The sequence below is a fragment of the Pseudonocardia pini genome (assembly GCF_013870575.1).
Lineage (GTDB): Bacteria > Actinomycetota > Actinomycetes > Mycobacteriales > Pseudonocardiaceae > Pseudonocardia > Pseudonocardia pini.
This window is the reverse complement of record NZ_JACBXB010000493.1, coordinates 1-4,179: the sequence shown is the minus strand read 5'-3', so window position 1 is coordinate 4,179 and position 4,179 is coordinate 1. Positions and strand designations below refer to the sequence as shown.

Annotated in this window: 5 protein-coding genes and 1 pseudogene; 2 read left to right on the top strand and 4 right to left on the bottom strand. The window is 73.2% G+C overall.

What is annotated here, in order from left to right; all coding sequences use genetic code 11:
- On the top strand, positions 1–957 hold a 957-nt coding region (locus H5J29_RS23145), incomplete at its 5' end, for a L,D-transpeptidase (protein ID WP_181783143.1).
- Positions 958–964: 7 nt separating this feature from the next.
- Here H5J29_RS23145 and H5J29_RS23140 read toward each other — a convergent pair.
- The gene (locus tag H5J29_RS23140; protein ID WP_181783144.1) at positions 965–2,521 is read right to left on the bottom strand and encodes an acyl--CoA ligase family protein; all 1,557 of its coding nucleotides are present in this window, start codon (positions 2,519–2,521) and stop codon (positions 965–967) included.
- Between the two features lie 31 nt (positions 2,522–2,552).
- A complete protein-coding gene (locus H5J29_RS23135; protein ID WP_181783142.1) occupies positions 2,553–2,732 on the bottom strand; it encodes a hypothetical protein in 180 nt (59 codons plus the stop codon).
- On the opposite strand from H5J29_RS23135, the gene H5J29_RS23130 reads away from it, so the two are divergent.
- Positions 2,731–3,528 (top strand): hypothetical protein, encoded by a 798-nt coding sequence (locus H5J29_RS23130; RefSeq protein WP_181783141.1) that lies wholly within the window; start codon positions 2,731–2,733, stop codon positions 3,526–3,528. The two genes, H5J29_RS23135 and H5J29_RS23130, sit on opposite strands and share 2 nt — an antisense overlap.
- On the opposite strand, the gene H5J29_RS23125 is transcribed toward H5J29_RS23130, so the two are convergent.
- Complete coding sequence (locus tag H5J29_RS23125; protein ID WP_312858366.1) at positions 3,483–3,980, bottom strand: MarR family transcriptional regulator; 498 nt, start codon at positions 3,978–3,980, stop codon at positions 3,483–3,485. The two genes, H5J29_RS23130 and H5J29_RS23125, sit on opposite strands and share 46 nt — an antisense overlap.
- A 10-nt stretch (positions 3,981–3,990) precedes the next feature.
- A pseudogene (locus tag H5J29_RS23120) lies at positions 3,991–4,179 on the bottom strand (enoyl-CoA hydratase); the annotation flags it as partial.

The following is a 4,179-nucleotide window of genomic DNA, read 5'->3' as shown; positions in this document are numbered from 1 at the left end:
ACCGACTCCGACGGGGCCCCGCTGCCCGGCGGCTACTCCGCCGACCGGTCACAGTGGACGGCCACCGCCCCGCTGGCCTACGGCGAGACCTACACCTGGTCCGGCTCCCTCACCGCCCCCGACGGCGCGGTCACCCCGCTGGCCGGGTCGTTCGGCACCGTCAAGCCCGCGAAGTACGTGAAGGGCACGCTGAACATCGACGACGGCTCCACGGTCGGCGTGGCCGCCCCGGTCATCGTCCGGTTCGACCGCGACCTCCCGCCCGAGGCCAAGGCGGAGATCGAGCGCGGGCTGACCCTGCAGACGTCGACCCCGGTGGAGGGCGCCTGGGCCTGGCTGCCCGACGACTGGGGCGGCTCGCGGGTGCACTGGCGACCGAAGGAGTACTGGCCGGTCGGCACCCAGGTCACGGTGAACGTCCCGCTCTACGGCCGGGACCTCGGCGTGGGCTACGGGCGTTCCGACCTGTCCACGCACTTCACCGTCGGCCGCAGCCAGATCGTGCGGGCGGACGAGGACAGCCACCGGATCGTCGTGGTCCGCGACGGGCAGCAGGTGATGGACCTGCCCGCGAGCTACGGCCTGGAGACCGACCCGCGCCGGGTGACCCGCAGCGGCACCCACATCGTCATGGCCAAGTCCGAGATGGTGCTGATGTCCAACCCGGACTACGGCTACGTCGACCAGCCGGAGTACTGGGCCGTCCGCATCTCCAACAACGGCGAGTTCATCCACGCCAACCCGGCCTCGACCTCGGCGCAGGGCAGGCGGAACGTCTCCCACGGCTGCATCAACCTGTCCACGGCCAACGCCAAGGCCTACTTCGACACCGCGATGTACGGCGACCCGGTCGAGGTGACCGGGAGCAGCGTCCCGCTCTCCGCGGCCGACGGCGACGTGTACGACTGGGCCGTCCCGTGGGACCAGTGGAAGGCCATGAGCGCCCTCAGCGCCTGACGAGCGGTCACTGGATCCGACGCTCCACCCCGGACCACGCCTCGTCCCGCAGCACGAACTTCTGGATCTTTCCGGTGGAGGTCTTCGGGAGCTCGCCGAAGGTCACGGTCTTGGGTGCCTTGAACCGGGCCAGCCTGCCGCGGACGTGCTCGCGGATCTCCTCCTCGGTGACCGTGGCGCCGTCCTGCAGGGTCACGAACGCGGCGGGCACCTCGCCCCAGCGCTCGTCCGGCACGGCGATCACGGCGGCCTCCAGGACCGCGGGATGGTCCATGATCGCCTGCTCCACCTCGACCGACGCGATGTTCTCCCCGCCCGAGATGATCACGTCCTTCGTCCGGTCGCGGAGCTCCACGTACCCGTCGGGATGGATCACGCCGATGTCCCCGGTCCGGAACCAGCCGTCGGGCACCGCCTCGGCCGTGGCCTCCGGATCGTCGAGGTAGCCGAGCATGAGGTTGTTGCCGCGCAACGCGATCTGCCCCGTCGTGGTGCCGTCGGCGGGGACGTCCAGGCCGTCCTCGCCGATCACCCGCGGCACGCAGGAGATCATGTTCCCGACGCCCTGCCGGGCCTTGAGCCGCGCCTGCGCCTCGCCGTCGAGCGAGTCCCACTCCGGGCGCCAGTCGCACAGCATCGCCGGACCGTAGGTCTCGGTCAGCCCGTACAGGTGCGTGACGTCGAAGCCCAGCTCGGCCATCCGCCGCAGGATCGCGGGCGACGGCGGCGCCCCGCCCGTGGCGATGCGGACCGGCGGCCCGTCCAACGGCGCCGCGTCCTTCGCGTAGGCGATCATCGACAGCACCGTGGGGGCGCCGTTGAGGTGCGTGACCCCCTCCGTCCGGATCAGCCGCCACACCTCGGCCGGATCCACCTTGGGCAGGCACACGTGCGTGGCCGCCGCGGCCGTGACCGCCCAGGGGAAGCACCACCCGTTGCAGTGGAACATCGGCAGCGTCCACAGGTGCACCGACGACGGCGTCAGCCCCGTGTGCCCCACCATCGCCACGGACTGCAGGAACGCACCCCGGTGGTGGTACATCACGCCCTTGGGGCGCCCCGTCGTCCCCGACGTGTAGTTGATCGACAGCAGCGACCGCTCGTCGGTCGGCGTCAGGTGCAGCGGCTCCGCGCCCGCCAGCAGCGCCTCGTACTCCTCCCCCGCCCGGATCCGGTGCGGCGGGGAGCCGAGCGACGCGAAGACCGTGTCCACCAGCTCGTCGAAGGACGGGTCGTGGACCAGCACCGCGGCCTTCGAGTGCTCCAGGATGTAGGCCACCTCGCCCGCCGAGAGCCGGGTGTTCACCGCGACCAGCGGGACCCCGGCCCACGGCACGCCGAAGTTCGCCTCCAGCAGCACGTGGGTGTTCGGTGCGAGCACGGCCACGGGACGGCCGTCGGCCAGGGGTGCCACGCCGCCCGCCAGCCGCATGCAGCGCTCCCGCAGCTCGGCGTAGGTCCAGCGCGAGTCCCCGTCGACCACCCCGATCCGGTCGCCGTGCGATGCGGCGGCCCGGTCCAGGTAGGACGTCGGCGTCAGGGGTTCGTAGGAGAGCGAGTCGATCGAGGCAGCTGCATTGCTCACCCGCCCACCCTCACCCGCCGGCGCCCGTCGCGCAACGCTCCGCCTCCGCCACCCGCTCGTGCAGCCGGGAGCGGATCTCCTCCGGCGTGTAGGCCCGACGCCTGCGCTCGGCCCTGGCCACCGCGGCTCCCCCGGCGGCCACGCCCGCCAGCCCGGCGAGCCCGAGCGCCTTCCACACCGTCCACCTCATGGCCGGCTACGCTACCGCGGTGATCACGCTCGACGAGGCGCTCGACCTCACGCGCACCGGGGACGTCTGGCTGTTCCGCGGGCGCAGTGGTGCCGACCGGGCGATCCGCGGGGTGACGAACGCGCCGGTCAACCACGTCGGCATGGCCCTGGTCGTGGACGACCTGCCCCCGCTGATGTGGCACGCCGAGCTGGGGAAGGCGCTGCCGGACCTCTGGTCGGGGACGCACCAACGCGGCGTCCAGCTGCACGACCTGCGCGCCGCCGTCGAGCAGTGGGTGCACCGCTACGACCAGCGGGCATGGCTGCGCCAGCTCACCCCCGAGGTTCCCCGCGAGGCCGAGGACGCCGCGCTGCGCACGGTCGCGCGGCTGGACGGCACGCCCTTCCCCTCCACCCTGCGCCTCGCGAGCCGCTGGCTGCGGGGGCGGGCGCCGCGCGTGCAGGAGGTGGCGAAGCAGGCCGTCGACGGGGTCCGGTACGTCTCGCGCACCGGCGACCGGGCGCTGGACCGGGCGATCGACGCCACCAAGGACGGCGTGCGCCGGGTGTTCCGACGGCCGCCGCTCCCGGGTCCCGAGCCCGTCCCGGCACCTGCGGCGGAGCCGACGTCCGCACTGGACACCGCGTACTGCGCCGAGGTCGTGGCCGTCACGTTCGAGGAGATGGGGATCCTGCCGGAGCACCGGCAGGCGAACTGGTACGACCCCGGCCGCTTCTGGAGCGGCGACGACCTGGACCTGCTGCCGCCCTACGCGCTCGGCCGGGAGATCGCGATCTCCGTGCCGCCCTCCTGAGCCACGTCCAGCCTGCGCCGCTCCACCATCGCCGCCACCCCCGTGAGGAAGCGTTCGACGACCGCGAGGTCCTCCCCCGCGAACCCCTCCAGGAGGACGTCCATGTCCGCGCCGAGCGGACCGAAGAAGGCCCGCCCGATCCGCGCCGCCCCGTCCCCGTAGGTCAGCACGACGCGCCGTCGGTCCCGCGTGTCCCGGACGCGGTGCACGTAGCCGTGCTTCTCCATCCGGTCGACGAGCGCCGTGGTGGCGCCGGAGGACAGGCCGAGGTGGGCGCCGAGCCTGCCCGCGGTGAGCGGCTCCCCGCGGCCGTCGGCGTTGAGCACGGCGATCAGGGCGTAGAGGTCCGTGGTGTGCAGGCCGTGCCGCGCGGAGAACTCCGCGGCCAGCCTCCCGGACTCGCTCGCGTAGGTCTGCAGCAGCCGGATCAGCTCGTCCCGGCGCTCGGTCACGATCACCAGGTTACCGGCCGGTCCATCGGGGCTCCCGCTTCTCCAGGAACGCGGCCACGCCCTCCTGCCGGTCCGCGGACGCGTCGATCACCGCCGACGCCTCCGCGGTGGCCGCCCAGCCCTGCTCGTCGGCCAGGCCCGCCACCTCCTCGACCGCCTTGAGCGTGGCCCGGACCGCGACCGAGGCGTGGAGCCCGAT